Origin of the sequence: Sphingobacterium sp. UGAL515B_05 (genome assembly GCF_033097525.1) — a bacterium.
Lineage (GTDB): Bacteria > Bacteroidota > Bacteroidia > Sphingobacteriales > Sphingobacteriaceae > Sphingobacterium.
The window spans coordinates 5,615,430-5,641,593 of record NZ_CP109907.1 but is presented as its reverse complement, the minus strand read 5'-3'; the positions used below and the strand labels follow the sequence as shown (position 1 = coordinate 5,641,593).

Annotated in this window: 29 protein-coding genes; 21 read left to right on the top strand and 8 right to left on the bottom strand. The window is 40.5% G+C overall.

Annotated features, from left to right (window positions below; genetic code table 11):
* Positions 1-64 precede the first annotated feature (64 nt).
* Positions 65-877 (bottom strand): nucleoside triphosphate pyrophosphohydrolase, encoded by an 813-nt coding sequence (gene mazG / locus OK025_RS23680; protein WP_317667219.1) that lies wholly within the window; start codon positions 875-877, stop codon positions 65-67.
* Between the two features lie 136 nt (positions 878-1,013).
* On the opposite strand from mazG, the gene OK025_RS23675 reads away from it, so the two are divergent.
* The 4 genes from OK025_RS23675 (at position 1,014) to OK025_RS23660 (ending at position 3,492) form a co-directional block, all read left to right on the top strand.
* Positions 1,014-1,313: a hypothetical protein gene (locus OK025_RS23675; RefSeq protein WP_201664696.1), complete on the top strand. Its 300-nt coding sequence runs from the start codon at positions 1,014-1,016 to the stop codon at positions 1,311-1,313.
* 19 nt (positions 1,314-1,332) lie between these two features.
* A complete protein-coding gene (locus OK025_RS23670; RefSeq protein ID WP_317667218.1) occupies positions 1,333-1,842 on the top strand; it encodes a hypothetical protein in 510 nt (169 codons plus the stop codon).
* Between the two features lie 107 nt (positions 1,843-1,949).
* On the top strand, positions 1,950-2,633 hold the full coding sequence (locus tag OK025_RS23665) for a hypothetical protein (protein WP_317667217.1): 684 nt from the start codon (positions 1,950-1,952) through the stop codon (positions 2,631-2,633).
* A gap of 109 nt (positions 2,634-2,742) precedes the next feature.
* A complete protein-coding gene (locus OK025_RS23660) occupies positions 2,743-3,492 on the top strand; it encodes an SDR family NAD(P)-dependent oxidoreductase (protein WP_075992070.1) in 750 nt (249 codons plus the stop codon).
* 58 nt (positions 3,493-3,550) lie between these two features.
* Here the strand turns inward: OK025_RS23660 and OK025_RS23655 are convergent, their stop codons facing one another.
* The 5 genes from OK025_RS23655 to OK025_RS23635 form a co-directional block, all read right to left on the bottom strand.
* Positions 3,551-3,721, bottom strand: coding sequence for a hypothetical protein (locus OK025_RS23655; RefSeq protein ID WP_317667216.1), 171 nt, complete (start codon positions 3,719-3,721; stop codon positions 3,551-3,553).
* A 44-nt stretch (positions 3,722-3,765) separates the two neighbouring features.
* Positions 3,766-5,331 (bottom strand): sulfatase, encoded by a 1,566-nt coding sequence (locus tag OK025_RS23650; RefSeq protein WP_317667215.1) that lies wholly within the window; start codon positions 5,329-5,331, stop codon positions 3,766-3,768.
* A gap of 152 nt (positions 5,332-5,483) precedes the next feature.
* On the bottom strand, positions 5,484-6,068 hold the full coding sequence (locus tag OK025_RS23645; protein WP_317667214.1) for a YdeI/OmpD-associated family protein: 585 nt from the start codon (positions 6,066-6,068) through the stop codon (positions 5,484-5,486).
* A gap of 8 nt (positions 6,069-6,076) precedes the next feature.
* On the bottom strand, positions 6,077-6,541 hold the full coding sequence (locus tag OK025_RS23640) for an SRPBCC domain-containing protein (protein WP_317667213.1): 465 nt from the start codon (positions 6,539-6,541) through the stop codon (positions 6,077-6,079).
* A gap of 1 nt (position 6,542) precedes the next feature.
* Positions 6,543-6,863: a metalloregulator ArsR/SmtB family transcription factor gene (locus OK025_RS23635; RefSeq protein ID WP_317667212.1), complete on the bottom strand. Its 321-nt coding sequence runs from the start codon at positions 6,861-6,863 to the stop codon at positions 6,543-6,545.
* A 211-nt stretch (positions 6,864-7,074) separates the two neighbouring features.
* On the opposite strand from OK025_RS23635, the gene OK025_RS23630 reads away from it, so the two are divergent.
* The 3 genes from OK025_RS23630 (at position 7,075) to OK025_RS23620 (ending at position 10,092) form a co-directional block, all read left to right on the top strand.
* Positions 7,075-7,707: a hypothetical protein gene (locus OK025_RS23630; protein WP_317667211.1), complete on the top strand. Its 633-nt coding sequence runs from the start codon at positions 7,075-7,077 to the stop codon at positions 7,705-7,707.
* Positions 7,708-8,188: 481 nt separating this feature from the next.
* Positions 8,189-8,389 carry a hypothetical protein gene (locus OK025_RS23625; RefSeq protein WP_317667210.1) on the top strand — a complete coding sequence of 67 codons (201 nt, stop codon included), beginning with the start codon at positions 8,189-8,191 and terminating at the stop codon, positions 8,387-8,389.
* Between the two features lie 5 nt (positions 8,390-8,394).
* Positions 8,395-10,092, top strand: a complete 1,698-nt coding sequence (locus OK025_RS23620; RefSeq protein ID WP_317667208.1) for a hypothetical protein — start codon at positions 8,395-8,397, stop codon at positions 10,090-10,092.
* Positions 10,093-10,193: 101 nt separating this feature from the next.
* Here the strand turns inward: OK025_RS23620 and OK025_RS23615 are convergent, their stop codons facing one another.
* Positions 10,194-11,081, bottom strand: coding sequence for a helix-turn-helix domain-containing protein (locus OK025_RS23615; RefSeq protein WP_317667207.1), 888 nt, complete (start codon positions 11,079-11,081; stop codon positions 10,194-10,196).
* A gap of 711 nt (positions 11,082-11,792) precedes the next feature.
* Between OK025_RS23615 and OK025_RS23610 the strand changes: the two genes are divergently transcribed.
* From OK025_RS23610 to OK025_RS23545, 14 genes are all read left to right on the top strand, one after another.
* The gene (locus OK025_RS23610; protein ID WP_317667206.1) at positions 11,793-11,972 is read left to right on the top strand and encodes a hypothetical protein; all 180 of its coding nucleotides are present in this window, start codon (positions 11,793-11,795) and stop codon (positions 11,970-11,972) included.
* Positions 11,973-11,999: 27 nt separating this feature from the next.
* Entirely contained in the window at positions 12,000-13,655 is a 1,656-nt protein-coding gene (locus OK025_RS23605; RefSeq protein WP_317667204.1) for an FISUMP domain-containing protein, read from the top strand.
* Positions 13,656-13,877: 222 nt separating this feature from the next.
* Complete coding sequence (locus OK025_RS23600) at positions 13,878-14,729, top strand: helix-turn-helix transcriptional regulator (protein ID WP_317667202.1); 852 nt, start codon at positions 13,878-13,880, stop codon at positions 14,727-14,729.
* 190 nt (positions 14,730-14,919) lie between these two features.
* Entirely contained in the window at positions 14,920-15,744 is an 825-nt protein-coding gene (locus OK025_RS23595) for an AraC family transcriptional regulator (RefSeq protein WP_317667201.1), read from the top strand.
* A gap of 227 nt (positions 15,745-15,971) precedes the next feature.
* Positions 15,972-16,280, top strand: a complete 309-nt coding sequence (locus OK025_RS23590) for a phosphoribosylpyrophosphate synthetase (RefSeq protein WP_317667200.1) — start codon at positions 15,972-15,974, stop codon at positions 16,278-16,280.
* A 56-nt stretch (positions 16,281-16,336) separates the two neighbouring features.
* Positions 16,337-17,512, top strand: a complete 1,176-nt coding sequence (locus OK025_RS23585) for a c-type cytochrome (protein WP_317667199.1) — start codon at positions 16,337-16,339, stop codon at positions 17,510-17,512.
* A gap of 228 nt (positions 17,513-17,740) precedes the next feature.
* Positions 17,741-19,387 (top strand): carboxylesterase/lipase family protein, encoded by a 1,647-nt coding sequence (locus OK025_RS23580; RefSeq protein WP_317667198.1) that lies wholly within the window; start codon positions 17,741-17,743, stop codon positions 19,385-19,387.
* A 295-nt stretch (positions 19,388-19,682) separates the two neighbouring features.
* Positions 19,683-20,816, top strand: coding sequence for an NAD(P)/FAD-dependent oxidoreductase (locus OK025_RS23575; protein ID WP_317667197.1), 1,134 nt, complete (start codon positions 19,683-19,685; stop codon positions 20,814-20,816).
* On the top strand, positions 20,807-21,520 hold the full coding sequence (locus tag OK025_RS23570; protein ID WP_317667195.1) for a methyltransferase domain-containing protein: 714 nt from the start codon (positions 20,807-20,809) through the stop codon (positions 21,518-21,520). Before OK025_RS23575 ends, OK025_RS23570 begins: the two co-directional genes overlap by 10 nt.
* On the top strand, positions 21,517-22,569 hold the full coding sequence (locus OK025_RS23565; RefSeq protein WP_317667194.1) for a type III polyketide synthase: 1,053 nt from the start codon (positions 21,517-21,519) through the stop codon (positions 22,567-22,569). Before OK025_RS23570 ends, OK025_RS23565 begins: the two co-directional genes overlap by 4 nt.
* A 14-nt stretch (positions 22,570-22,583) precedes the next feature.
* Positions 22,584-23,024, top strand: coding sequence for a 3-hydroxyacyl-ACP dehydratase FabZ family protein (locus OK025_RS23560; protein WP_317667192.1), 441 nt, complete (start codon positions 22,584-22,586; stop codon positions 23,022-23,024).
* Positions 23,021-24,292, top strand: coding sequence for a beta-ketoacyl-[acyl-carrier-protein] synthase family protein (locus OK025_RS23555; protein ID WP_317667190.1), 1,272 nt, complete (start codon positions 23,021-23,023; stop codon positions 24,290-24,292). Before OK025_RS23560 ends, OK025_RS23555 begins: the two co-directional genes overlap by 4 nt.
* 4 nt (positions 24,293-24,296) lie before the next feature.
* Entirely contained in the window at positions 24,297-24,551 is a 255-nt protein-coding gene (locus OK025_RS23550) for an acyl carrier protein (RefSeq protein ID WP_182981180.1), read from the top strand.
* Positions 24,548-25,060, top strand: a complete 513-nt coding sequence (locus OK025_RS23545; protein ID WP_317667187.1) for a 4'-phosphopantetheinyl transferase superfamily protein — start codon at positions 24,548-24,550, stop codon at positions 25,058-25,060. Before OK025_RS23550 ends, OK025_RS23545 begins: the two co-directional genes overlap by 4 nt.
* Positions 25,061-25,076: 16 nt before the next feature.
* On the opposite strand, the gene OK025_RS23540 is transcribed toward OK025_RS23545, so the two are convergent.
* Entirely contained in the window at positions 25,077-26,135 is a 1,059-nt protein-coding gene (locus OK025_RS23540; RefSeq protein WP_317667185.1) for an alpha/beta hydrolase, read from the bottom strand.
* Between the last annotated feature and the right edge of the window lie 29 nt (positions 26,136-26,164).

Here is a 26,164-nt window from a genome sequence, read left to right as displayed (position 1 = left end):
TTTACGCATAAATTTGACAAAGTCGAATTAAATTCGGTCGGTGACTCCCTTTTTAGGGATTGCGTTATTTTTTTAATTTTTTAGCTTCATTCCAATAAACGTCCATTTCTTCTAGACTCATTTCCTGCAGTTGTTGCTTATTTTCAGCGGCTTTTTGTTCTAAATAGGTAAACCGTTCAATGAATTTTTTGTTGGTGCGTTCAAGTGCATTTTCGGGGTTTATGCCAATATGCCGTGCATAATTTATTAAGGAGAATAAAAGGTCGCCAAATTCGCCTTCCGCTTTTTCCTGATCCATTGGAAGCGCTGTTTCCAGATTAAATTCGGCTTTAAATTCGGCAAGCTCTTCCTCTACTTTTTCCCATACTTGTTTCTTATCTTCCCAGTCAAAGCCGACACCGCGAACTTTATCTTGGATACGATAGGCCTTTACCAAAGCGGGTAGGCCTTTTGGGACACCAGCAAGAACAGATGTATTGCCTTCTTTGAGCTTGATTGTTTCCCAATTGGACTTGACTTGATCTTCTGTATCAGCATTGGTGTCGCCATAGATGTGGGGATGGCGCGTAATCAATTTATCACAGATTGCATTAAGTACGTCGACGATGTTGAAATGTCCTTCTTCTTCGGCAATGCGGGCATAGAATACCAGATGCATCAAGACGTCGCCAAGTTCTTTTTTGATTTCTGGATAATCTTTTTCCAAAATGGCGTCGGTTAATTCATACATTTCCTCCATAGTCAAATGTCGAAGGGATTCCATAGTCTGTTTTTTATCCCAGGGACATTCAACCCGTAAGGTATATAAGACATCGAGTAATCGTTGAAAAGCGAGTTGAGGTGTATGCTGATACGCTGGTGCTGCTAGATTTGCCATATTTCATCGTGTTTGGTAGCACAAAAGTAGAAATATGATTTTGAATAAACTATTTCAACTTGCGGAAAACAAAACCCTTTTGTCAATCGTTTTATAATAAAAATTAGAATTTAGATCGGATTTAGAACAATCAACTATGGAAAGAATGCATGGGTACTCCTCTGCAAGTGTTGCTTTGGAAAAGTTAAACGACTTAGGCTATACAATAGACTATAATATTGAATTTGACGATTTGTTGGCTGATGCAGATCAGTACAGAATTGACTATTTATTTCGCTACGAAGGTGCATCAGATCCTGATGATGAATCATCAGTGTATGGTATTAGCAAAAATTCGGGACAGAAAGGTGTTTTTGTTGCGGGCAATTTGTCTTTAATCGAAGGTAAGAAACGGGATATTCTATTGCAATTGGAACTCAAAGAGCGGGAGCGATAGTCTTATGGAAAAAAATGGAATGGAAACAACAGAACGGCTTGAGCAGCTTAAGCTTTGGGCCTTGAAACGTGATGGTAAAGAGGTGGAGACGGAATATCATGATCTAGCTTCGGATCGTTGGTTGCAGGTTTATAGAAATGAAGCATTAAACCTCATGAAAGCGGGATTCTACAATAAAGGTTCGGCTTTGTTTGAGTCTTATGTTGAGGTTCATTATCCACATGAACTGGAAAAATTGATCGGCAAATTGGAACGTAGTTATGACAGTTTACAGCGTTTTAGTCCGGGATTGCTTGAAGATGGTTTTTATAATCTCGTTTTAGGCGATATCCCTTTGCTCATGGCTGGTACGATCGTTGTTTTGCTTAGGGCCAAAGAGTCTGATTTTCCATCCATTTACAATAACGATGCGGATGCCGACATGCGAAGCTCTCCAAATTGGCTTATACAGCAGTCAAACAAGGATATTTGGGTTGATATGCACCAGACTGCTTTAAATAATATTCACTACCCGGATAAAATTCTTTAGTCTGGCAAAATTTTTGTAGTCGATCGTACCAGAAAGAGGAAGCCTAAATAGGTTGTTCACTTTCTGGATTTTTTATTGAATTATAAACCCATTCTAAATTTTATTTTATGATGTTGTACATTGGTATTTTTGCCGTTATCGTTGTGGCTTGCGTATTCATTTCTCTTATGATGATGAAAAAGCAAAAGGAGACGGCCAAAAAGTATGAAGGCGAATCCGGGATCGCCCTAGCTCCAGGCGTAAAGGATGAATTGTTAAGTGATGAATTTAGTGAATTAAGAAAACAGTTGAACGGCGCTCCGATCGACGCCTTTACGCAATGCGCGTATATCGCAACGGTGGGGGACAAAGTTGCTTCAGCTGCAGCTACGGCAGCCAAGACTGTTGCCTGGGCGGCTGTAGGTGTAAAGGCTCGTTATAATGAGCGGGATAACGCTTCTTATCTCGTGCTGAGCAACAACGAATTGCATTACGTATTTTTCGATGATGGGGAGGTGAGAGACCATTTGGTTTTTGATCATGAAACCTTGCTCGATGCGCGAACTGCGCAGATTACTAATTCTGAAAAAGTAACACGCATGGGCTCTGTCATGGGCTTGAAACCTAAGAAAATGCATCTTGACGTCAACGGAAATGGGCTCGATATTATTTATTATGGTACTGTTCAGCGTATGCCACATGGTATTATTTCTCCAGGTTCAGGTATGTTTGAAACACAGGCGAGGCTTCAGTTGATGGGGCGTTTGTTTTTGGACAGATTATATAAAAAATATCCGCAGCTACAGAACTAACCCGCCGAGAAATGTCATTTTAGTTTCGTTTTAATTGAAGTAAATCGCCCTTTTCGCTTGATTCCGCATTGCATTTAGTAAATTGTCTGTATCATAAAATTTATATCATATGAAAATTTTAGCAGATAAAGTAGCTTTAGTAACAGGTGCGGGTTCGGGGATCGGACTGGCAGTTGCATTGGCTTATGGTAAAGAAGGTGCAAAGGTCGTTGTCTCGGATATCAACGAGCAAGCGGGGAATGAAACCGTAAAACAAATTGAATCTCTAGGAGGAGAAGCTGTGTTTTTCAAAGCAGATAGCTCATCTCCCGCTGACAATGAAGCCTTGGTTGGTTACGCTGTCAAGACATTTGGCCGGCTTGATATTGCATGCAATAATGCTGGTATTGGTGGAGAGGCTGCACTAACGGGAGATTACAGTCTCGATGGATGGAAAAAAGTAATTGATATTAATTTCAATGGCGTATTTTATGGATGTAAATATCAGATAGAGGCCATGGAGCGGAATGGAGGTGGTGTTATTGTCAATATGGCTTCTATTCATGGTACCGTGGCTGCGCCTATGTCAAGTGCTTATACTTCAGCCAAACATGCTGTAGTGGGACTGACAAAAAACATCGGCGCAGAATATGGTCAAAAAAATATTCGTTGTAATGCTGTTGGACCTGGTTATATTGATACACCGTTATTGGCTAAGTTGGATAAAGAGCATATCAATGCGTTAATCAGTAAACATCCTATTGGACGTTTGGGAAAGGCAGAGGAAGTCGCTGAGCTGGTTCTTTTTTTAAGTTCGGATAAATCGTCTTTTATGACCGGAGGGTATTACCTAGTTGATGGTGGTTATACTGCTGTTTAGCAGATCATTTTAAGAAAAAAGGGATCCAAATTTGTCGTGTTGGATCCCTTTTTTTGCACTATAACTGTGCTGCCGGGCGTATTTCAGTCCCTTCCATGTTATTTAATCCATCACCCAACGTGCGACAATATTTATCTGCTACCTGTTGGAGTTGTTTGACAATTTCGGGATATTGATCTTTTTGGTCTCTATCTTCACCGGGATCAATTGCAAGATTATATAATGCCAACAGGACTTTTACTGTAGCATATTTTTCTGGATACCGATCGTCCCTTATGGTTGCCGGAGCGATAAGTTTTCTTGTTTGAGAACCTGCTGAAAAGCTGGTCTTGTTGCATCATCATCGCCTGCTTCAGCTTTAAGTTTAGCCAATTTTTTCTTTAACCGATCAATTTCTTTGACATATTTTTTGTCTAGAATGGCATTGTGTGTTTCCATGGGATCCTGTTGTAGATCGTAGAATTCCCAGGCGGGTGCTGTTGTTTTAGGCTCGCTACCTGTCATTTCCAAAGGTTGTCCGTAAAAATAGATCAGTTTGTAGCGTTCATCACGAACGCCAAGGTGGGCTGGGCGTATTGGAGCATGTTGCCAGTAACGGTAATACATGGCCGACCGCCATGTTTTGGAAGTATTTCCTTTGAGGTTATTCCGGAAGCTTTCGCCTTGGATGTAGGCAGGTTTTTTGATGCCGGCATAGTCTGCAAATAGTGCAGCGAAATCGATATTTAAAATCATGTCGTCTAATCGACTACCGGCTTTGATTTCTTTGGGGTAGCTGATCACAAAAGGCATGCGCAGTGATTCTTCGTACATGAGACGTTTATCCATAAAATTGTGTTCACCTAAAAAGTATCCTTGATCGGAAGCCAGGATCACAACAGTATTTCCGTCCAATTTTGCCGTTTCAAGATAGTGCATAATTTTCCCGAGATTATCATCGATTCCAGCAACGCAACGCAGATAATCTTTGATGAACTTTTGGTAGATCTTTTTGCGGGCTTCCAAAGGGTCCATTCCTTTTGTTGAAAAGGGAAGCTCAGGATAAGATGTCCAAAAGGGGCCTACCGAAGCTTGCTCATAACGACGGCCAAGCTCTTCCAAAGGCTGCCCTTCAAAAGAGCGTCCTGTTGTGATTGCTCCTGAATCCAAAAATGTCGGGGGATAAGGAAACTCCACATCTTTGTAGTAATCTTTGAATCGCTCGGCAAAATCAAAGGGTTCATGCGTCGCTTTGTAATGACACATTAAGAAGAAGGGTTTGTCGGGGTTGCGTGATTTTAACCAGTCCAGACTCATCGTTGTGGTGATATCATCTACATAGCCTTCATAAGGTGTACCAGCCTCTTCCTTATCATTCCAGTTGTCTTTAGAGAGGTAAGTTGGATTATGATAAACACCGTGGCCAGGAAGAACTTTAAAATCGTCAAATCCACTCGGCCTTTTTTTCAGATGCCATTTTCCAAAAACAGCAGTTTGGTAGCCCGCATTATGCAGATCCTTGGCGATATTTTCCTTATCGGGATCCAACGCATCTTCCAGTGTGTAGACTTGGTTTTTATTACTGTACTGTCCTGTCAGTATGGTTGCACGGCTAGGGGTGCAAATTGAATTGGTACAGAATGTATTATGGAGTACCGCTCCTTGGCTGGCTAATTTTTCAATATTCGGATTTTTGACAAAATCTTTTAAAATACCGCCATATACGCCCCATGCTTGGGCCGTGAAATCGTCCGTTAGGATAAAGACGATATTGGGGCGTTGTGTTGCGTTGTTCTTTTTCTGTGCTTGTGAAAAAATGGGCAATAAGCCGCAGATGAGCAATACTAATTTTTTATTCATGTGAATTCAGCTATACATTAGTCGACGAATTGACTATATCGGATTGCAATAATAGCTATAATCATTCGTCTTGGTCTGGTTCTGTCTATTTGATTGTAGACAAATCTACTCTTTATAGATAAATATATAACGGATAAACTGTAAAAAATAGGTTAGTCATCGATACCTTTTCCATCTAGAATATGCTGGTAATATTTTTCGATTCTCGCCTCACGTGTTTTCACTTGTTTTGCCTGGTTAAAGTAGAATAGGTAACCTTTTTGTCGACCTGGCGTAAGTGATTGAAAAGCTTTTTGAAGGAAAGGGTCTTCAAGTAAGGCACGCTTAAATTCTTCCGGTACAGGGTAATCGGCAGCTTTTCGCAGGTCAACTTTCTTGCCTGATTCTTCAATTTCGATGGCCTCCTGAATATATGCCGATATCACCTCCCGTAATGATGCTATCTGCTCAAGAGTGGTGAATCTAAGCTGTCTGGCCGACTGAACATTTTCAGTTTGCTGGATCAGTATATTTTTGGGATCTTTTAATAATACACCTTTATGGAATAGCAGCGCACAGTATTCTTTAAAGCCGTGTATCAATACGACATTTTTACCTTCCAGTGTATAACACGGATGCATCCATTTATAATCTTCTTGCAGTGTTTTATTGCCACGGACAATTTCTCTCAACAGATTGAATTCTTCGTTCCATCTCGTCGCATTTTCAAAAAAATATTCAATTTTTAGATTCATCATGTAGGGTTTTAGGTAAGTTTAGCAAGAATTTCCTGTAATCTATTGTGCGCCATATTGATTCCTTGCGCAAAAGGCATCTGTAACAGCTGGTTCCGAAAGGCGACCGACTGAAATATAATATGGATGTGAAGACTACTGCGTTCTGCACTTAATTTTTCAAATGTTAAATATTCCAACTGTACGGGAAATGCGCTGTTTTCCATTTCAAAAGTCCGTGTGATGCGTTGATTGGGGAGGAATTCATGTATCGCTCCATTTGCTTTGAACATGACCTGGCCATTATGCGAAGTTTCCAATGCATAGGAGCCATGCTTTTTATTTTCCAATTTCAGGACTTTGGTTCCCATCCACTGTTCGAAAATTTCGGGATCTTCGTATGCTTTGAAGAGTAGTTCAACTGGTAAATCGAATTCCCTTGTAATGATAATCTCCTGTTTATTGTCCTCTGCCTGGACCTTAGTTTTTGGCTCCATATTATTTGTTCTTGTAGTTTTGCATAATAGCTTCCAATTTGTTGAATCTGTCGTCCCACATTTGACGGAAAGGTTCGATAAAATCCGCAATTTCTTTCATCTTTGCTGGGTTCAGTTGGTAGTATATCTCACGTCCATTTTGTTGAGACTTTAATAATTCACATTCCGTCAATATTTGCAAATGCTTTGAAACGGTCGGTCTTGCCGTATTGAAATTGGCTGCAATTGCACCTGCAGTCATGGCTTGTGAGGCTAGAAGAAGTAAAATTGCTCTTCTGGTTGGGTCTGCTATAGCTTGGAAAACATCTCGTCTTAAGTTCATATTGATTTATTTGATTACGAATATAAGTGTAGTTATTTGGCTACGCAAATTTTTTATAAATTATTTATAAGGAAGTAGGTGGGGTGGGCTAACGTGGATCAACGAATAAAAATTTTTTCCTAGCGGATTTAAAATGAAAGCGATCGGGAATTAAACCTATGGATCAATGTTTGGTGAATAATGCTAAATTAGAGTAATTAATTTTAACAGGATGAAAACGCAGTTATCGTATTTAAAAAAATTGAGCGTATTGGGGACAAAAAGCTTAGTCAAATATTATTTGCTGGCTATTGTTTCGACTTTACTGTATTTGGTGGTTGGCAGTTTACAGTTTAAGGCTAGCCATGAAGCTTTCTTTTCGACGGTCAGTCCTGCGCAAGCCGCAGCTAGATTCATTTGGTTGATTGGATTGATCCTGCTCCCTGTACTACTTTTTATTTTTAGCAACAAATATGTGTTTTCAAAGATTGCAAGTCTTGTTGTAGAGGAAAGGCAGGATGATCTCATTCTTCCAGCATTTGATAAAGCGATGTTGGTTTTTCAATCGAATCAGCCCGACGTAATACAAAATGTCGCTGATTATTCTTTTGCGAAACTTAAATTGATCAATGACGTGAAAAATACCAAAATTGAGAACCCTTGGGTGAAACGAATTGTCGTTTTTGGCCTGAATAAAGTGAAATTTGATGCACTCGATTTAGACAAGAACGATAGCTTTTATGCGATCCTAAGATCGAAGTTTATGCAGGTACTCGAAATCTTAACAGAACCAAGTAGCAAATCCTTTTGGTTATGTATCTTTGTGCAATGGCTTATTTTGCTTGTTGTTTGGTTTAGCTATTAGCGCGTGGCCTTATCGCATGAACATCCTGGGAATGGAAAAAAGTTCAAATAGATAAAACCATAAAATAGTTTAATAATGAGATAAACTAATCTATGAAGTTTGAATCCGATCTTTGTGAGGATATATAATTTGATAGTTTTGGGAGGAAGATTGAGCTGTAAACTAAAATTGCGTCAGTTTCAGTATCCAATGGAATCCCAGGGTAAAAATGGATGTAAAGGTCGGGCGCAAGTCCGACCTTTACTTTTTTATCTATTCCTGGAAAAAAATCGACTATATCCTTTTCCAATGAATTTGCTGTGCTTATGCAAAAGTCCTGTGACCATGATGTCGGGATTTCGGTGGCTGGCCTAACAGCATTTGATCAATATAGCGAATTTTAACAATTCTTGATAGAATTCTCATAATCCTAGCCAGAAAGATGTGCTGTAAATTTGCAACGATTTTTTTATTTAAACATAATTAAAAAACAGCGCGACAAATGAAAACACATCAAAAAGGACAAAAACTGAAATATGTTGCACCAAAAGTAGAAGCCTTTCAAATTGAATTTGAACAGTCTATTGCAGCCGGATCAGGTAATGTAAATACTGGGGGAGAAGGACATGGAGCAAACGGACAATCAGTCATGGAGCAATCGTACGATGCGGGCTGGTCCAATAACAAAGATTTTGATCTATAAGTATTATGGTAAAGGTTCTTAAAAATTTTAACTTCGGTGTCCTTTTGGGGGCACTGCTTTTTTTTTCCACATCCTGTTCAATTAAGGACAAGCAAGAACAAGCGTTAAGTGGCAATTTGACTATTCGTTCGGCCCGGTTTATTGCCGATGGGCAAATCAATAGGATCAATGAAACGGAAAATAGAACCGGTGAAAAATTGGCTTCTATATCAAAATCAACCCCACCACTGCTTATCCATGGCGGAAAGGATTTTGATTTTACAACAACTGTGCAGAGTAATGCCAGTGCAGCGCAAACAAACGGTCTAAAGGCTGCTTCCGCTACTTCGCCGCTGCGAGCAGCAGATGTTCCTCTTAATAACAGCATTAAATTTAGGTTGATTTTTATGAAAGACGGCAATTCGACGCCGATTTATAATGAAGTACTCACTGCTGATCAGGATCCGAATTTAAGGATTGCTGTTAATACCGCGTATCACTGGTATGCCATTTCAGTCAATGACCAAAGTACAGCCCCTGACATCGATGGATCGGGTTCCATTCAAGGTGCTGATCTTGCCAACAGGGATTTTATGTTTGCGTCCGGAGCGATCACGGGGCAAGAAGGTGAAAATTATCTTGACATCTTGTTTTTACGTCAGATGGCGGCTATCGAATTAAGTTTAAATACACGTGGCTTGTTTGGCGGGCTGATGGATAATTCGGTTCTGAGCATAGGTCAGGGGACAGGAGGCTCTTTTAGTAATATTGTTCAGACAGGTGATTTTAATATTTTTAATGGCACTTTCGCCAATCTCCGTGATGCTGATCCGCTTCGGGGCGACCAAATGCAGATCGTCGATAACCGCTGGGGAAATGCCGAAAAAATCGGCCGTTTCTTTACAGCCAGTAATACGACCATTCCTGCAAATAATCTATGTGTGAAGCTAAATGCACTTCAGATTACGCTCGACGATAATACGATCCGTACATTTGCGGCCAATACGATAGTTCCCATTGCACATAGCAATGCCTTGAACCTTACGAAGGGAACTTTATCGAGCACGAGTATCAGATTGATCGAGTCAGGAATTAACATCAATGGACTCATTTGGGCTAGAACAAATCTGATTTATGATGTGAACAAATTGTATGGCGGATCCTATAGTGCCGGTAATTCGGATGCCTATCGTTTCCGGCCAAACAATAACTATGCTTATGCGAATGTAAATACGGAGTATTGGAACTTTGGAACAACGGTTCCTAGTGGTACAGATTATGGCTCTGTAGATGAGTGTAGGCGCGTTTATCCGGAGGGAACTTGGAGATTACCGCAAGAACTTAACAATCCAAAGGAAATGACGCAGCTGTCACAAAATACAAACCGTACTGTATCTATGTTGCAGGTGGCGGATGGCTATCGCTATAGTATTGCCTGGTTTGGTTCTCAGCCGGCAAATTCCGCCTATCCAGATAACAATTTGGTACTATCATTTTACGGCTATCGGGATGCGAATGGTAATATTCAGGAAATTCCTTCTGGAAGTTCCAATGGAACCGGAACAATTCAATATCGTAGTAACCAGTTTAATACAGCAAATAACAATAACTACGTGCTATATGCACAAGTTAATAATGGCACCTATGGAAATACGTCTATTATACAGACTGCACCCAGCTTGGGTACTGTTATACGCTGTGTACGTAACGTTGTGAACAATTAAAATGGTGGTAAGGTGATGTAACTACATCGGCAACCGTTTAACTTTATATTTTCCATGTAATGAACGAAGGGCAGGTCACTTGATGGACTTGTCCTTCTTGATTATTCCGAGACGAGCTGTGACTGTGCCGTCCCGGTGCTCTCCGCTTGCTGCTGACGGATTTCTTTCGGACTATTTCCAGTCATATGCTTGATAAAAGACGAAAAATTAGCCATATCGGTAAACCCAAGTTTGTATGCGATTTCCTTAACGGAATAATTGGTGCCCAGTAATAATCTTTTTGCCTCCAGGAGCAGTCTTTCATTGATAATAGTTTTCGCACTTTTGCCAAAAACACGCTTGCATAATATTCCCAGGTAATTGGCACTAACAAATAATTCATCCGAATAGAAATGTACTGAACGTGTCTCTCTAATGTGCTTGTTGAGCAGCGCTTTGAAATTGTCTGCTATAGTAATGATGTTGCTGTTGCTTGTTTTTTTAGACGAATGAAGCTCAGCCGAAATCTTTGCGTTAAGAATTAGCAATATCAAACGAACACGTAGGTTGACAATCTGCCAATTGATTTGTGGTCGCGCGAGTTCCCGCGCGATAACTTTCAGGTTAGCCACTAAATCTTTGAAATCAAAATCTGAGACCTTTATTACCGGAAATTTGTTGGTGGCATAATTAAACTGATCAGCCTCATTCATCAATTGTGCAATAAACGTATTACTGACGATGAGCCTGTGTCCAATGCTGTCGGTCTGAAAAGTCCACGATTGCACTTGATTGGGAAATGTAATGTGAACTTCCGAAGATTTTACCGGATAATCCAGATAATCGATGCTATGCAGGCCGTCACCCTTTTCAAAGAAAAAGAAAACATAGGCATCGGAAGATTGAAATTCCCCTGCTGCACTTGCACCAAATAAGGGTAAGTAGACGATATGGTCTTTCACGTCGACATTCTGATCGGGCCCATTTAAAATATTTGTCCGTAATTGCATTTAGTATGTTATTATCTCTATCTATAATTTATATTATCTTTTGCATTCGTAAATAGCCCCATCAAAGAGATAGAAAACTTCGAACACTGCTCGTCAGTTTTCTTCTTTTTTATGAGTGTCTATCGCCAAGTCTTTTTCCTGCAGATAAAGGCAGGAGGTGATTAGAGCCTGTTTTAACACTGAAAAAGATCGAACATTCAAAATTAAGGAAAGGGATAGGAGAAAAAGTTTTCCTAATCATGGAAGTAGTTTTCCTAATCCTCGATTAAGAAGACAAGATTTCATTTTATTGAAAAATATATTGCAGCGGGAATTGCTTTGGAGCAACTTCAGGCTGTTTTGAAGAAAGGCCCAGCTATCGCGTGACAAAGACAAGCTATAGCGTCAAAAAGAATTGTTGGTTTTCTTCCTTCTCTTGTTAAAACTCTAACAAAAAAAAGCGAAAATGATCTATTTTACCAATTGATTTTAAGCGTTCTTTTTTATTTAAACACTTGGTTTTTAGTTTTTTATTCTTTTTGTTGAAAAGTATTTTCTTTGGTTTAGGTCAAGTTTTCGATAAGGTGAGGCCGATTGGTACAATAAAGAAATATCCGATAAATTTAGATAATCTGACTCGTCAACCCTTATGGAAGAAGCAATTTTTTGCAACGATAAGGCTGCGATTGGAATAAAAAATAAAGTCCAATTATCTTTTGAATACGATTAATTATGAAAACTGAAAACAAAAAGAAATCATTTTATGAAGCCCCACAAATGGAGGTTATCAAAATTATGATGGAAGAAGGTATCGGAGCAGGTTCAACACCCACGCAACCAACAAGTGAATCGAATGAGGTGAAAGATCAGTGGGAAAATAAAGCCGACGACAACCGTAACCTAGGCTGGTAATAAAAAAAGAGATGAATAAGTAAGATTATGAAAGATGTAAAAATGAGTTTATCGATTGAATTTATTGGCGTGATGTTGTTCCTGTTAGCGGGTATGGTGTCCTCCTGTAAAAAAGATAAAGGGCAAGTCGCTTTGGGGACAATGGAAGTAAAAATTACGGCATCTGTTGCACAATTTGCTGATGTCTCTGCAAATCAGACTACTGCTGATCATTTAACCACTTCTCGGCAGGCAAATGCTGCTCAGCGACGTCGTCTCCCTATTGATAAAGACTTCGATTTGACCGTTACTTGGAGTCCGGTGACCACACAGGTGACCAAAGCGGAGTCGATGGTTTCCGGGAAAAAAGCGCGTACTATAAGCGATATGAAGCCTAATACCCAGTATAAACTATTGGTCTACGATGCTACCGGACATTATGTGGCCGAAAGAGATTACACGCGCGGGCTTGAATCCAATACCGCGGCTTTGCTGCTTCATGGTGGGGCAACGTATAAATTTGTTGCATATTCGATCAACAGTACATCGGCTAATGCCGCTGTAAACTTCCAGGACGACAATAATAAAACGCTGGATGGCACATCAATCTCGTCTTTGGAAGGGACAGCCGACTTCATGTATTTTCGAAAAGACATGCTTATTTCATCTTCTGGTGATAATTACCTAAATATCGTTTTTGTCCACCAGTTCAGCGAGATTACAACAACAGTAGATGCGTCTGCAACAGGTAAGTCTATTAAAGAACTCGAGGCGGCCTTCGATTCACATTATCCAAATGCGTCTATAGCATTGTCTGATGGTACAATAACCCGAATAGGTACCGCAGGAAATCTTGCGGTCGGATTTACTGGCTTTAACACAGCATCGGTTACAGGAATCAATATCTTGAACGGTCAATCTACGACCGCTACGTTAACCTTTTCGAAATTAACAATCGGTACATTGACACGTACGGATATGCCGCCAATTACCAATTTGAACATTACGCCAGGCGTAGCTTACAGACTCAACCTGACCATCGAACCTAGGGATGGCAACCTGGTGTACCTCGGACAGTATGCGACAAAGATCGGCGACCAAATTTGGATGAGACATAATTTAGGGGCCGATACAAGCCTTAATCCTGACCAAAATCCAAGTTCGGCAGCGTTACTTGGCAACTATTACCAGTACGGACGTGCGGCTGTTGTAGCCACCTCTTCTACAGGTAGTGGCGCAATTTCAGGTTGGAATACCAGTGTTGCGGCTGATAATGCCTGGAATAGTGGAACGGAGGCATCGCCGACAAAAACTGCGGCAGATCCTTGTCCAAATGGTTATCGTGTGCCTACTGCACAGGAATACCAACATCTGATCGATAATTCTTCGGCAAGCAATATTGGAACGTGGGCCAATAATTCGACGGCAAATACTGTTGGTGCGGCAAAGGTCATGACAAGTAAGACCGATCCAAACGTCAAATTAACTTTTCCGGCGGCGGGATATCGTAATGCCGCACAAGGCATTCTTTACTGGCGTGGCGGAAATGGAGCCTATTGGACTTCCTCTGTATCTGGGAGTAACCTCACTCGCTTTTCTGCACTGCAAAATAGTGCTTCCATCGATCAGAGCAACAATAGCCAGCCTGCTAACCTTAGCAAAGCAACCGGGATGACGATACGCTGTATTGCGATCCAAAAATAATACTTCAGGGTTAATGGACCGCTATAGGAAGGCTGATTAGGGATGCATTAATTAACGCTCATCGTGAATTAATGCATCCGAATAGCTTCTTTTCGCGGTACTAACTTCAGTTGCTTGGACCAGGTTGGTGGTCCTGTGTTTTATCAAGATTTTGCTTCATCGATCATGAAAAAATTATTTTTAAATCAGGTCAATTGACGGATGACTTAAGGGGGATATTGAATGAGAAAAAGGAATTACGAAATAGAATTATTTAGTGATTTTCAACGGAAAAAAAGAGTCGATGGAGAGATTATCTGTTTCGATGTTGACAAACCCTTGTTTCGGAAAGAGCTTACGGGATTGGATTTTTTTTCAATTTTACTGATCGAACAGGGTACTGGGGTTCACAAAATTGATCAGCTCACTTATCCCATTGTGGACCGGCAAATTCATTTTCTTTTCCCTGGGCAATTGCATAGTTGGGATATCAAAGGGGAGAAGGTCAAGATACAGCTGATTTTTGTGTCGGCTAAGATGTTTAAAATGCTGGAAGGTTTTCTCGTTTATCCCGTTGAATATTACAAGAGAAATCCAGTGATACATTTGGATGTCTCTACCTTCTACAAGGTGAGATATGAGTTTGACGACATAAAAAGAGAAGTTACTGACAGTAATGGTTTGCAGGAAATTGTCTTATCGCGGATCCGAATCGTGACCATGCTGATTCTCCGTAAAATGCTAGGCGAAGTAGACCATCCGGTCTTTGATAAACCGGATTTGTTTTTTAATAAACTTTCTCTGTTGATCATGACGCATTGGCGAGAAAATAGAAGCGTTGCCTTTTATGCCGAAAAAGTGGGATTGACAGCCAATTACATAAATGTACTCTGCAAAAAACATTTAAATATAACTGCCATTTCGTTTATTGCCAAAACAGTACTTAATGAAGTTATTCATGAAATGAAAATTTCGAGAAAAAAAATAAAGGATATTGCCGAAGAAATGCAGTTTAACGATGTGGCCAGTTTCTCCAATTACTTTAAGCGCCATAAGGGTATATCGCCACGTGAATTTCTTCTTGATGAAGTATAAACGTTTTAAAATTGGATGGTATTTGTCAGACTGAATAATTTCTTGTCATAGATTAAGCCTATTATTCTGTCATTGTGTTAATTTCGACATAGCTGACATGGCTTCTTGTTTGTGTTTTGAATTCCTCATTAATTAAAAACCGGCGAGACGTCAAATAGGTTATTTAACACATAAGGAGTATAATTACAGCATGAATAGCATGGTATCGGCCAGTACTCTTCAACATGATGAGGTTATTTTTAAAGAAATAATTGGTCAGGAAAACTATAATAAAACAATCAGTTGCACTAATTTCTTAATCGTTCTATTTATCCGCGGGAGTGGGACACATTATGTAGATTCATTTGCTTATCCAATTCGAAACAAACAATTACATTTTTTATTTCCGGGACAGGTTCACCATTGGCAGACAGGCCCTGAAACTATCGCCCGAAAAATTGTGGTTGGAAAAAAGCTGTTTGATTCATTTTCACGTGTCGCTGAGTTTTATTTTACCCAAAATAATCTACGCCCCACATTTGCGCTTTCAGACTCCCTTTTTGATATGGTCAATCGAGAAATGGATCGTATCCAACTTGATTTATTGGAAAATGAGACTAACGGAAATTGGGCCGATATTATCGCACTAAGAATCGAAATTTTGTCTTCCATCATACGAAAGGAGGCCGGCATTTATCTGGCACAAAATCCAGGTAACGGACAGCGCGACATCATTGAAGCATTTTGTGAGCTTGTCGATATACATTTTAAATCCCAACAGCGTGTCGCTTGGTATGCCGATCATTTAAATCTGTCAAGTAACTACTTAAACACGTTGTGTCAAAATCAGCTCAAAACAACTGCATCAAACGTTATATTACAACGTAAACTACGCGAAGCGAAACAACAATTGCGGTTTTCGACCCAATCTATCCAATCTATTGGGTTTGACCTTGGTTATGAAACGTCTGCTGCATTTTCAACATTCTTTAGAAAGCAGACCGGGGATTCTCCAAGAGTCTATAGGAAACAATAGATTATTTTAAAAGAAAGATATTTCCCAATATATTCGTGCCTTGAAATATGCAGCCGGACTTAATAAATATTAAGTTAAATACTTAATCAATGTTATTGGACTGAATGGACTATCCATACTAGCTTTGCCTATCACAAAGGTCATTCTTTATTGGTTAAGGACTAATTTCCATGTTAACCCAGAAAGAAGTAGATCATTCATAAACATTAAGGTAAAAAACTAACAGTATGAAGAGCTTTGAAACATTAGTAGATGCTATTGCAGACCTTCGTGGCCGAGGGTACATTCAGGATTTTGAATTATTAGAAAATGGGTTGAGTTGTATTGCGTTACAGCTCCTGCTAGGTCCCGAGGAATTTATGGTGGATGAGTATTACCGATTTGAAGGTTTCTCTGATCCCGACGACAGTAGTATCATCTATGCCATTACATCCACAGCAGGCATAAAAGGAACCCTAGTAGACGCCTATGGGACATATGCTGAGAATCTGAGTAGCGATATGCTCGAAAAAATGAGGTTTACCTATCGGTCTTAATCTTTTTTTTTGCATGAGAATTTGTGTACCGATGTATATTTAACCAAGAGCATAGCATGATCAAAATACTTATAGCAATCAGCATCATTGTCGTTTTTTCGGTGTTGCTTGTTTTGAAAAGAGCCTTATCCATCCTGCAGGAAAAACAATACCACCAGGCTGTCGAACATCATTTTTTTATGGAGGTATTGGATAAGATTTTTAATCATTTCCTGATTTGGACCCTTTGGAGGAAAATATTAACTAAAACGACTGTGGTCTTATTGGTTATGTTTGGCAGCCTATTTCTTTACGTCCGTTATGAATTACCTGTTGTGCCGAAGGTCCCGGATGTGTTGATCGACCATAATGATACAGTTTTGTTAAAGCGTGGAGCATACCTCGTCGAAAATGTCGCGACATGTACGGATTGTCACAGCCCCCGTGATGTCCATTTTTATTCGTGGCCTTTAGTAGATGAGCAAAAGGGGGCTGGGGGCGAGTTTCTTTCTAAAAGTAAGGGCTTTGATTTTCCTGGAGAGTCTTTCACGCCTAATATTACACCAACTAATCTCGGAAATTGGACGGATGGCGAAGTGTACCGCCTCTTGACGACCGGTATTCGTAAAGATGGTAGTACTGTATATCATGCCATGCCATTTATGGCTTTCTCACATGCAGATCCGAATGATATCAAGGCCATTATCGCCTACATCAGAACACTTAAACCTCAGCCTAAAAATCCGGCGAGTGTTACTAAAGTGGATTACTTGACCACATTATACAACCGGGCTATCTCCAGAAAACCATCGCCGGTTTATTTAAAGGACCTAAAAACGAAAATTGATTCGGGGCGTTATCTTGTCAACATGGCGGGCTGCAACGATTGCCATTCGCCTAAAAAATTTGGCGATGTTTTCGATAAAGAAAAGCTTTTGAGTGGTGGTATTGAGTTTCCGATGCCCACCGGCGGTTATACTCATTCTGCTAATCTAACGCCAGACGAAAGCGGGCTTGGCCCCTGGAGTGAGGAGGCATTTGTTGCCAAATTTAAAAGCTATAACGATGCTGGGATGATCCAGAAAATCGAGCCGGGGATGTATAGTTCCCTAATGCCTTGGTACGCTTTTCGAAAGATGACTGATCGGGATCTTAAAAGTATATATGCTTATCTCAGGACAATTAAACCAATTTATAATCCAGTTGTGAAATTTACTAAACAGAGTACAAAGGGAAAGGTCGATCCGGAATAAGTAGATTGTTCAGATTTTTTCATTTGCAACAGACGTTTCAAGGGTAAATCCAAATGAATTTTTCAATTGAGCGGATTACCTACTAAACATTCTGTTGTTGCAGCTATTTGCCGATTGGTTAAGTTTTCTTTAGGTTTTTGCAGTGAAATATCAGACTATCACGACAGTATAAGTTTTATTTTGTATTTTAACTGAAAGAATAAAACCATGGAGTTTTAAATGGATGTTATGATGAAAAATATTTTTTTTACTGTTGTTCAGCTTTTGGTTGCATCATTTGTTTTCGCACAAATGCCTCAGGTTAAGGTTGAAGAGGGGGTACTCGAAGGAATTACCTTGTCAAGCGGGGTAGAGTCCTTTCGAGGAATTCCCTTTGCAAAACCGCCAGTAGGCGACCTGAGGTGGAAAGAACCGCAAGCTGCCGAACATTGGTCTGGTATTCGTAAGGCAGATCATTTTGGTTATTCTCCGATGCAGAAACCGATCTATGGGGACATGCGATTTCGGTCACCCGGCATCAGTGAAGACTGTCTCTACCTGAATGTATGGCGTCCAAAGACCCTTGGTTCGGGCAAACTTCCTGTTTTAGTTTATTTTTACGGCGGAGGTTTCAATGCTGGTGATGGATCGGAAAATCGCTATGATGGTGAAAGTTTTGCCAAAGAAGGTCTTATTGTCGTTACAGTCAACTATCGCCTTGGAATCTTTGGCTTTTTTGCGCATCCAGCATTAACCGAGGAATCTCCGAAACATGCTTCCGGAAATTATGGACTGCTGGATCAGCATGCAGCTTTGGTTTGGGTCAAAAAAAATATTGCTGCATTTGGTGGGGATCCCGATGCCGTCACCATCGGTGGTGAGTCGGCAGGGAGTATGTCGGTTTCTGCCCAGATGACGAGTCCGTTGTCCAAAGGACTATTTAAACGTGCTATCGGTCAGAGCGGAAGTGTTTTTAACTTGCGGTATGGCACGGCCTCTATTACTGAGCAAGAGCAACAAGGGACTACATTTGCAACGCGTATAAATGCCGAGGGGCTTGATAAGCTACGTGAAATTCCTGCGGCCGAACTCCTTGATAAAGCCAGCGAGCCGGGGGCCTTTGCGACCCGTTTGATTGTCGATGGCTATTTTCTGCCGAAATCTCCTTTGGCTATTTTTGAGGCCGGGGAACAGTCTAAAGTCCCCCTACTTGCAGGCTGGACGTCTACGGAAGCTCCATATACCGCCTACATGGGTAAATTGTATCCATCTCCGGAGAATTATGAAAAATTAGTAAGAGCACAATATGACCTTAAGGCTGACGAATTGCTCAAGCTTTATCCTGGAAAGACAGAGGCGGAAGTCATTCGGTCAGCAACTGCCTTAGGTAGCGATAATTTTATCGTTTATAGTACCTGGAAATGGCTTGATCTGCAACGAAAGAATAGCGGTCAGCCAGTCTACGTTTATATATTCGGTAAACCGCGGCCGCCCATGCAACCGGCATACCGCGATGCTCAAACTGGGCTCGCGGGAGGAATTACTAAGAAATCTGCGCAGGAAGCCAAGGAAAAAAGCCCACAGCCCCTACCGGGTGCTTTCCATGCGAGTGATATTGAATATTTATTGGGAAATCTGCAGAGCAATGATGTCTTTGCATGGACGAAAGACGATTACAAGGTATCAAAACTTGGTCAGCAGTACTTTATTAATTTTATCAAGACGGGCGATCCAAATGGAAAAGGGCTCGCAACCTGGCCGAAAACAACAGCAAAAGATAAACGCATGAATATTCTGAATTTGAATATTGAGGTGAAAGCGTCTGCTGAAGAATTTCGGAACAGATATCTTTTTCTGGATAAATTGTTTGTCGACCGTGAAGATAAATTCAGATAGACGCCTTCTTTATTCAACTTACCACAGTGGTTAAGCCGTTTGTCTATCAGGTAAATTAAAGTGCTTTTTTATTTTACACCCAAATAAAAACTATTTATTGCAAAGGGCTGTTATCAGATAGACTTTTGATAAAAGCAGATGGACGATATTGCCTTATGCAAAGAGATGTTAGACCGAGGACAGGTTTATTAAGAATCGTTTATTGAATAATAGGGCAACCAATTTAGGAAACTGAAGCACAATGTATAGCGTTGATCTTTTGTAAATGATACTCATATAGAGCAAATTTGGATATATGGCAATAAATCCTGATGTGATTATTACAGGTGGTGGTTTGGCTGGACTTACGAGTGCATTGCATCTGTCTAAACAAGGATTCAATGTGACGTTAATCGAAAAACATGATTTTCCTCGTCATAAGGTTTGCGGCGAATATGTTTCGAACGAAATTTTGGCCTACCTCCATTGGCTGCAGGTGGATGTTGAATCGCTAGGTCCAACACATATTCAGGAGCTTGAGTTCACGACAGAAGATGGACAGATGAATAGGGTCAGGCTGCCCTTGGGTGGGATTGGTGTCAGTCGTTATGCGTTGGATAATCTGTTGTATCAGCAAGCAAAAGGTAAAGGTTGTACAATTGTGATTGCGACTGTAACTGGTATTTCCTTTAGCAGAGATACATTTGCTGTTTCGTTTCAAGATCAGGTATTAAGATCAAAAATTGTACTGGGCGCGTATGGAAAACGCAGTAATATGGATCAGCTCTTATCTCGTGATTTTATAACGAAAACCTCTCCCTGGATGGCTGTTAAGGCGCACTATTCGGGCGATTTTCCGAATGACCTAATTGCCTTGCATCATTTTGAAGGAGGCTATTGTGGGATTTCCAAGGTCGAAGATGACCGGATAAATTTATGCTATCTGGCCGATGTAAAAACGTTCAAGAGGTACAAAAACATCGATGATTATCAGCAGTATGTTTTGTCTAAAAATAAGCATCTTAAGTATTTTTTTGAGCACAGTAGGCTACTTTTTGACAAGCCGTTTACGATCAGTCAATTGTCGTTTGATAAGAAATCAGCGGTAGAAAACCATATTCTTATGATTGGTGACACAGCCGGTCTTATTCATCCATTCTGCGGAAATGGGATGGCGATGGCGATACACAGCGCAAAAATAGCTTCTGAGCTTGTCCTGGAATATTACCGGGGCCATATTCATTCACGAAAGCAATTGGAAAAGGCTTATGTCAAGCAATGGAATCGAACGTTTAAAAAACGCCTCTTATTCGGACGACTTCTGTCGAGCCTGTTAAGCTATAAAATGGGAACCGCAGTTTTAATGAAGACTGCCTCATTTTTTCCGAAAATGCTCAGCTGGATTATTAAACAAACTCATGGAAATGCAAGGTCAATAAAATGGGAATAAACACAAAACAGAGAACATCGGAGCATGAGATCATGGACGATTTTCTGCTCGAAGGAGAAGAACTTCGTACCACGTTGGACAAGATCGCAAAGATTAATCGTTTTTTAGGCGGAAATAACATTACGCTGAATGGTGTGAAAAAATTACTTTCAACCAGCTGCAAGAATGAAACAATAACGATTGTGGATATCGGTTGTGGGAATGGGGACATGCTTCGCATGTTGAGTGATTATGGCAATAGACATCATATTAAGCTTTCAATGCTCGGTATAGATGCCAACCCCTATACAATAAATTATGCGGGGGATTTGTCGAAAGATTATAGTAATATATCCTATTTGTGTGCGGATATCTTTGAAGAGAATTTTGAAGATGTCAAGTATGATATTATTCTGTGTACACTTACTATACACCATTTCGACGATGAAGAGATCCTTCGGTTGCTAGGTAGTCTGGTCAACGTATCAAAACTGGGGGTCGTCATCAACGATTTACAAAGGAGTAAACTGGCTTACCGGCTTTTTCAAACCATTGCTGTTCTTTTTAGGTTAAATAGAATGACAAAAGTGGATGGGCTTGTTTCAATACTGCGTGGGTTTAAAAAGGAGGAACTTACCCAATACTCCAATAAACTGAAATTAGAAAATTATAGCATCCAATGGAAATGGGCCTTTCGTTACCAGTGGATAATTTCCAAGATATGAACGTAAAGATAGTAAGTGTTGCGAAGCAACTTCCTAAATATTCTTGTGCTACGGCAGAGATCCTTCCGCTATTGGATATCTGGCTCCATCGACAAGAGCCTCGTTTTATTAAAAAGATCAAGAAACTTTTCGAAGGCTCTGCTGTGGAAAGACGATATGCTATTATGGATCCGAAAGAGGTCTTCACAGCGACGTCTTTTGAAGAAAAAAATAATGTGTACTGTCGGGAGGCAACGGTCCTAGGGGAGCAAGCGCTTCGTAAGGCCCTTGGGCAAACGGGATGGGATCCGCAGTGCCTGGATTATATCATTACAGTGAGTTGTACTGGAATTATGATCCCTTCGCTAGACGCGTATCTCATCAATACGATGAAACTCCGACAGGACATTGTGCGGTTACCAGTTACCGAAATGGGTTGTGTTGCTGGTGTTTCAGGTATTATTTATGCTAAAAATTTTCTTCAGGCCAACCCAGGCAAACGTGCTGCGGTAATTGCCGTCGAAGCGCCAACAGCAACTTTTCAGCTGGAAGATTTCTCCATGTCAAACATGGTCAGTGCCGCAATATTTGGAGATGGTGCAGCTTGCTGTCTACTTTCCTCCGACGAGTCAGACAATGGTCCGGTGATTCTTGATCAGGAGATGTACCATTTTTATGATGCGGAAGATATTATGGGATTTAAGCTGACAAACAGCGGTATGCAGATGATACTGGATGTTGAAGTGCCGAATGTGATCGCGTCTCATTTTGATGCCGTTATACATCCATTTTTGAAGAAGAACCAGCTTGAAATTAAAGATATTGATTACATGATTTTTCATCCAGGTGGAAAAAAGATAGTCGCTGCAATCGAAGATATTTTTGCTGAATTTGATAAGGATATTGCGGATACTAAGGCTGTGCTGGCACAGTATGGTAATATGTCGAGCGCTACGGTGTTATATGTCCTCGAACGTATTATGAAACGTAGTCCTCAGGTCGGTGAATTGGGGCTAATGCTGAGTTTTGGTCCTGGATTTTCGGCACAGCGCGTTTTATTACAGTGGTAACCTACTAAATTTGAATGATGGATCTGAATTCTATATTAGCCAAATTGCCTTACAGTGCCCCGTTTTTATTTGTCGACGCATTGATTCACGTCGATGCGGAAGGTGTTGTAGGTACCTATACCTTTGATGAAAATCTGGATTTTTATAGGGGTCATTTTAATGAAAAAGCGATCACTCCAGGAGTTATTCTGATCGAAACAATGGCCCAAATAGGTTTAGCTTGTTTGGGAATTTTTCTGCTCAATAAAGACTTTATACAGGGCTCTTCTATTGCATTGACTTCTACTGAAATACAATTTTTAAAACCCGTGTTTCCAAAGGAAAAAGTGACGGTAATTTCAAAAAAAATATATTTTAGGTTTGGAAAGTTAAAATGTGCGGTTACGATGAAAAATGAAGCTGGACAGGAAGTTTGTAAAGGAATATTGGCAGGTATGATTACCGAGGAGCTATGAAGAGAGTTGTTATTACAGGATTAGGGGTCGTTGCACCCAATGGAGTGGGCGTACCGGCCTTTACACAGGCGCTAAAAGAGGGTGTCTCCGGTGTTAGACATGATGTGCAGTTGGAAAAATTACAGTTTTCCTGTCAGATTGCTGGAATGCCACAAGTATCGGATGATCTCAAAAGACAATGTTTCACGGAACTTGAGCTTAGAGGTTTTAACAGTACAGGCATATTATACGGTGTCATAGCTGGAATGGAGGCTTGGACAAATGCAGGTTTTCCTATTGCCTTAAATTCGCTCCCCGATTGGGATAGTGGAACAGTCTTTGGTTCAGGCACCTCAGGTATCGATAAGTTTCGGGAGAGTATCTATAAAATTGATGAGCTGCAAACACGTAGGCTAGGCAGTACAGTCGTTGCCCAAACGATGAATAGTGGTGTCAGTGCATATTTAGGTGGGAAATTAGGGCTCGGAAATCAGGTCACCACCAATTCCTCTGCCTGTGCTACCGGGACCGAAGCAATTCTAATGGCCTATGACCGGATTAGGTCCGGAAGAGCAAAGCGCATGCTAGCAGGTAGTACTGGAGATAGTGGGCCTTATATTTGGGGCGGTTTTGATGCACTTCGTGTCTGTAGCTCGCAATATAATGACCGCCCTGCGGAAGGTTCTCGCCCAATGAGTGCAACAGCCGCAGGATTCGTACCGGGTAGCGGAGCTGGAGCCCTACTACTGGAAGATTTGGAAAGTGCCTTAGAACGCAAGGCCATGATATATGGCGAGTTATTGGGCGGTCAAGTAAATTCTGGAGGGCAACGTGGAACGGGCAGTATGACAGCTCCAAATGCTGATGCTGTACGCCGATGTATTGCGGAAGCCCTAAAAAATTCGGGCGTCTCCGGATGGGATGTCGATGCCATAAACGGTCATTTAACGGCAACGGCCAAAGATGCTTTTGAAATAGAAAACTGGACTGAGGCCCTTGGGCGTAAAGGGAAAGATTTTCCATTGATAAACTCGCTAAAAGGAATGACTGGGCATTGTCTCAGTGCGGCAGGTAGCATAGAATGCGTGGCCACAGTTTTGCAGTTATATCATGGATTTGTATTTGGAAACAGTAATTGTACTGATTTACATCCTGAGATTACAGCAATGATAGATCCATCAAGAATACCATTACATCAAGTTGATGTCAAACCTTATATTATAGCCAAAGCGAGTTTCGGATTTGGGGATGTAAATGCCTGTTTAATATTTAAAAAATTTGATAACTAAACCTATGAACAGAGAAGAATTGATCGGTGCTTTAAAGCCAATTATAGCACCTTACACAACAAACGAAGAAGCATTTGGACAGCTTACAGAAAAGACTGATTTTATGCGTGATCTACAAATCAATTCAGCAAATTTGGTTGATATTGTCCTGGATATCGAAGATCAATTTGGGATCGTTATTGAAAATTCCGATATGGAGCGTATGCTTAATGTCGGAGCTGCAGTCGAAATAATCGAAAGCAAGTTACAAGAAAAATGATTGGTAATGACGTTATCGACCTGGTTCAGTCCAGAAAAGATAGTAGTTGGAGACGTAGAGGCTTTGTTTCTAAGCTATTTAATGAGCATGAACAACTGTTGATTGTGAACAGTCCTGATCCCGAAATTGTTGTTTGGCTCTTATGGAGCATGAAAGAGGCTGCCTATAAAATATGGAATAGACAGACAGGAATTCGGAAATATATGCCTAAAAGATTGCTATGTTCAGTTATTGAACGGTCTTCTTGCAGCGCAAGGGGAGAAGTCATCTGCGAAGGGAAGAGGTATTACACTAAGACTATTGTTTGCCCTGATTTTATACATACCATCGCAGTTGGCGAATTAGTTCATTTAGGCAATATTGTAGAAATCGAAAAAGGTGAAATTGTTAAAGATGCTCAGGGGATACCAAGCATCATTGTGAAAGATAGCGGCACACACTTACCCGTTTCTGTAAGTAACCATGGCCGTTTTGAGAGAATAGTTTCGATTCATAGCTTGTTGACTTAATTAGCGAGTAAACATCTTATTGCACTTGGATTGATTCTTCCCGAAGCATCTGTTTGAATTTGGGGTCTCGGATATAACGACTAAAATCATGGCTTGACATTCCTGTGAAATCAGTCATAGAAAAGATGCTGTAATTTTTCTTAAGGGCGTTATAACTTTCCTCTTTGTATCCAAGATCAGTTGGATTAAGTTTGTTCGATAAGAATCCAAAAAACTTCTTCAACATCTTGTCCGTTCCGTTGATAGTGATGTGTATTTTCTTGACTTGTGAGCTGAGATTTACAAATTTTTTTGTATTACTTACCGTATCCGTATATTGAAACTCGGAAAGTCCTATCGCTGGAGCCAACATAATGCAGGTAATTCTATTTTTGTTTTCTAACAATGGCTTTGCCCGCTCGATATCAACATTGTGAACGTCTTTTGCTTGTGCTGAAAATGAGCTATTGTATTCAGGATTTGAAATAGCGCTCATAACCACAGATGCTCCACGACTATGTGATATGATGAAGACATCCTTATCGGCCATATTGTTCAGTATACGTCTTAATCCAAATTCACCGGCCATCTGGCTAAAAGAGGCCGCTGAAAACCAGTTTTTGGCGGAACGAAAAGGGGAGGTAGATCGTAGACCATCCCAATAAAATCGAATGATTTCATCGTTTTTAGGGTTTGTAACGATATGATCGGAAATATATTTATATTGTTTTACAACAGATTCTTCATCAGCATTAAAGCCATGGACTAAAATGAACACACGTTTTTTTGGAGCAATACGTTTTGACAGACGTAGCATGTTACTGCGTTCAAAAGCGAGTAATTGTTCACGGTCACCTCTATCGGTGGCAATTTTCATAAGCGAATAGGGATCTCGGGCCGCTTTATTGGAAGGAATGCCATAGTTTTTCTTCCAATTGTCGGGGTAGAAATTACCATTTTGATCCACAAATGAGTACCACAGGTTAGGATCTACGCCGGTATTGGGGGAAGCCGAATCGGGAAGATTATGGATAAGGCCACACGAAGTGAACAAGCTGATAACGATGATAATATAGAAAAAATACCTTTTGTTCATATGATTTATTTCCTACTATTCCAGAATTT

Bases quoted from the DNA above. Each gene is read 5' to 3' on its own strand.
- OK025_RS23565 (WP_317667194.1), top strand. From the start codon at position 21,517: ATGAACGTAAAGATAGTAAGTGTTGCGAAGCAACTTCCTAAATATTCT.
- OK025_RS23645 (WP_317667214.1), bottom strand. From the start codon at position 6,068: ATGATGAATCTAAAAATTGAATATTTTTTTGAAAATGCGACGAGATGG.
- OK025_RS23575 (WP_317667197.1), top strand. From the start codon at position 19,683: ATGGCAATAAATCCTGATGTGATTATTACAGGTGGTGGTTTGGCTGGA.
- OK025_RS23595 (WP_317667201.1), top strand. From the start codon at position 14,920: ATGAATAGCATGGTATCGGCCAGTACTCTTCAACATGATGAGGTTATT.
- OK025_RS23615 (WP_317667207.1), bottom strand. From the start codon at position 11,081: ATGCAATTACGGACAAATATTTTAAATGGGCCCGATCAGAATGTCGAC.
- OK025_RS23620 (WP_317667208.1), top strand. From the start codon at position 8,395: ATGGTAAAGGTTCTTAAAAATTTTAACTTCGGTGTCCTTTTGGGGGCA.
- OK025_RS23555 (WP_317667190.1), top strand. From the start codon at position 23,021: ATGAAGAGAGTTGTTATTACAGGATTAGGGGTCGTTGCACCCAATGGA.
- OK025_RS23625 (WP_317667210.1), top strand. From the start codon at position 8,189: ATGAAAACACATCAAAAAGGACAAAAACTGAAATATGTTGCACCAAAA.
- OK025_RS23635 (WP_317667212.1), bottom strand. From the start codon at position 6,863: ATGAACTTAAGACGAGATGTTTTCCAAGCTATAGCAGACCCAACCAGA.
- OK025_RS23675 (WP_201664696.1), top strand. From the start codon at position 1,014: ATGGAAAGAATGCATGGGTACTCCTCTGCAAGTGTTGCTTTGGAAAAG.
- OK025_RS23580 (WP_317667198.1), top strand. From the start codon at position 17,741: ATGATGAAAAATATTTTTTTTACTGTTGTTCAGCTTTTGGTTGCATCA.
- mazG (WP_317667219.1), bottom strand. From the start codon at position 877: ATGGCAAATCTAGCAGCACCAGCGTATCAGCATACACCTCAACTCGCT.
- OK025_RS23590 (WP_317667200.1), top strand. From the start codon at position 15,972: ATGAAGAGCTTTGAAACATTAGTAGATGCTATTGCAGACCTTCGTGGC.
- OK025_RS23640 (WP_317667213.1), bottom strand. From the start codon at position 6,541: ATGGAGCCAAAAACTAAGGTCCAGGCAGAGGACAATAAACAGGAGATT.
- OK025_RS23605 (WP_317667204.1), top strand. From the start codon at position 12,000: ATGAAAGATGTAAAAATGAGTTTATCGATTGAATTTATTGGCGTGATG.
- OK025_RS23585 (WP_317667199.1), top strand. From the start codon at position 16,337: ATGATCAAAATACTTATAGCAATCAGCATCATTGTCGTTTTTTCGGTG.
- OK025_RS23670 (WP_317667218.1), top strand. From the start codon at position 1,333: ATGGAAACAACAGAACGGCTTGAGCAGCTTAAGCTTTGGGCCTTGAAA.
- OK025_RS23570 (WP_317667195.1), top strand. From the start codon at position 20,807: ATGGGAATAAACACAAAACAGAGAACATCGGAGCATGAGATCATGGAC.
- OK025_RS23550 (WP_182981180.1), top strand. From the start codon at position 24,297: ATGAACAGAGAAGAATTGATCGGTGCTTTAAAGCCAATTATAGCACCT.
- OK025_RS23665 (WP_317667217.1), top strand. From the start codon at position 1,950: ATGATGTTGTACATTGGTATTTTTGCCGTTATCGTTGTGGCTTGCGTA.
- OK025_RS23610 (WP_317667206.1), top strand. From the start codon at position 11,793: ATGAAAACTGAAAACAAAAAGAAATCATTTTATGAAGCCCCACAAATG.
- OK025_RS23560 (WP_317667192.1), top strand. From the start codon at position 22,584: ATGATGGATCTGAATTCTATATTAGCCAAATTGCCTTACAGTGCCCCG.
- OK025_RS23545 (WP_317667187.1), top strand. From the start codon at position 24,548: ATGATTGGTAATGACGTTATCGACCTGGTTCAGTCCAGAAAAGATAGT.
- OK025_RS23600 (WP_317667202.1), top strand. From the start codon at position 13,878: ATGAGAAAAAGGAATTACGAAATAGAATTATTTAGTGATTTTCAACGG.
- OK025_RS23540 (WP_317667185.1), bottom strand. From the start codon at position 26,135: ATGAACAAAAGGTATTTTTTCTATATTATCATCGTTATCAGCTTGTTC.
- OK025_RS23660 (WP_075992070.1), top strand. From the start codon at position 2,743: ATGAAAATTTTAGCAGATAAAGTAGCTTTAGTAACAGGTGCGGGTTCG.
- OK025_RS23650 (WP_317667215.1), bottom strand. From the start codon at position 5,331: ATGAATAAAAAATTAGTATTGCTCATCTGCGGCTTATTGCCCATTTTT.
- OK025_RS23630 (WP_317667211.1), top strand. From the start codon at position 7,075: ATGAAAACGCAGTTATCGTATTTAAAAAAATTGAGCGTATTGGGGACA.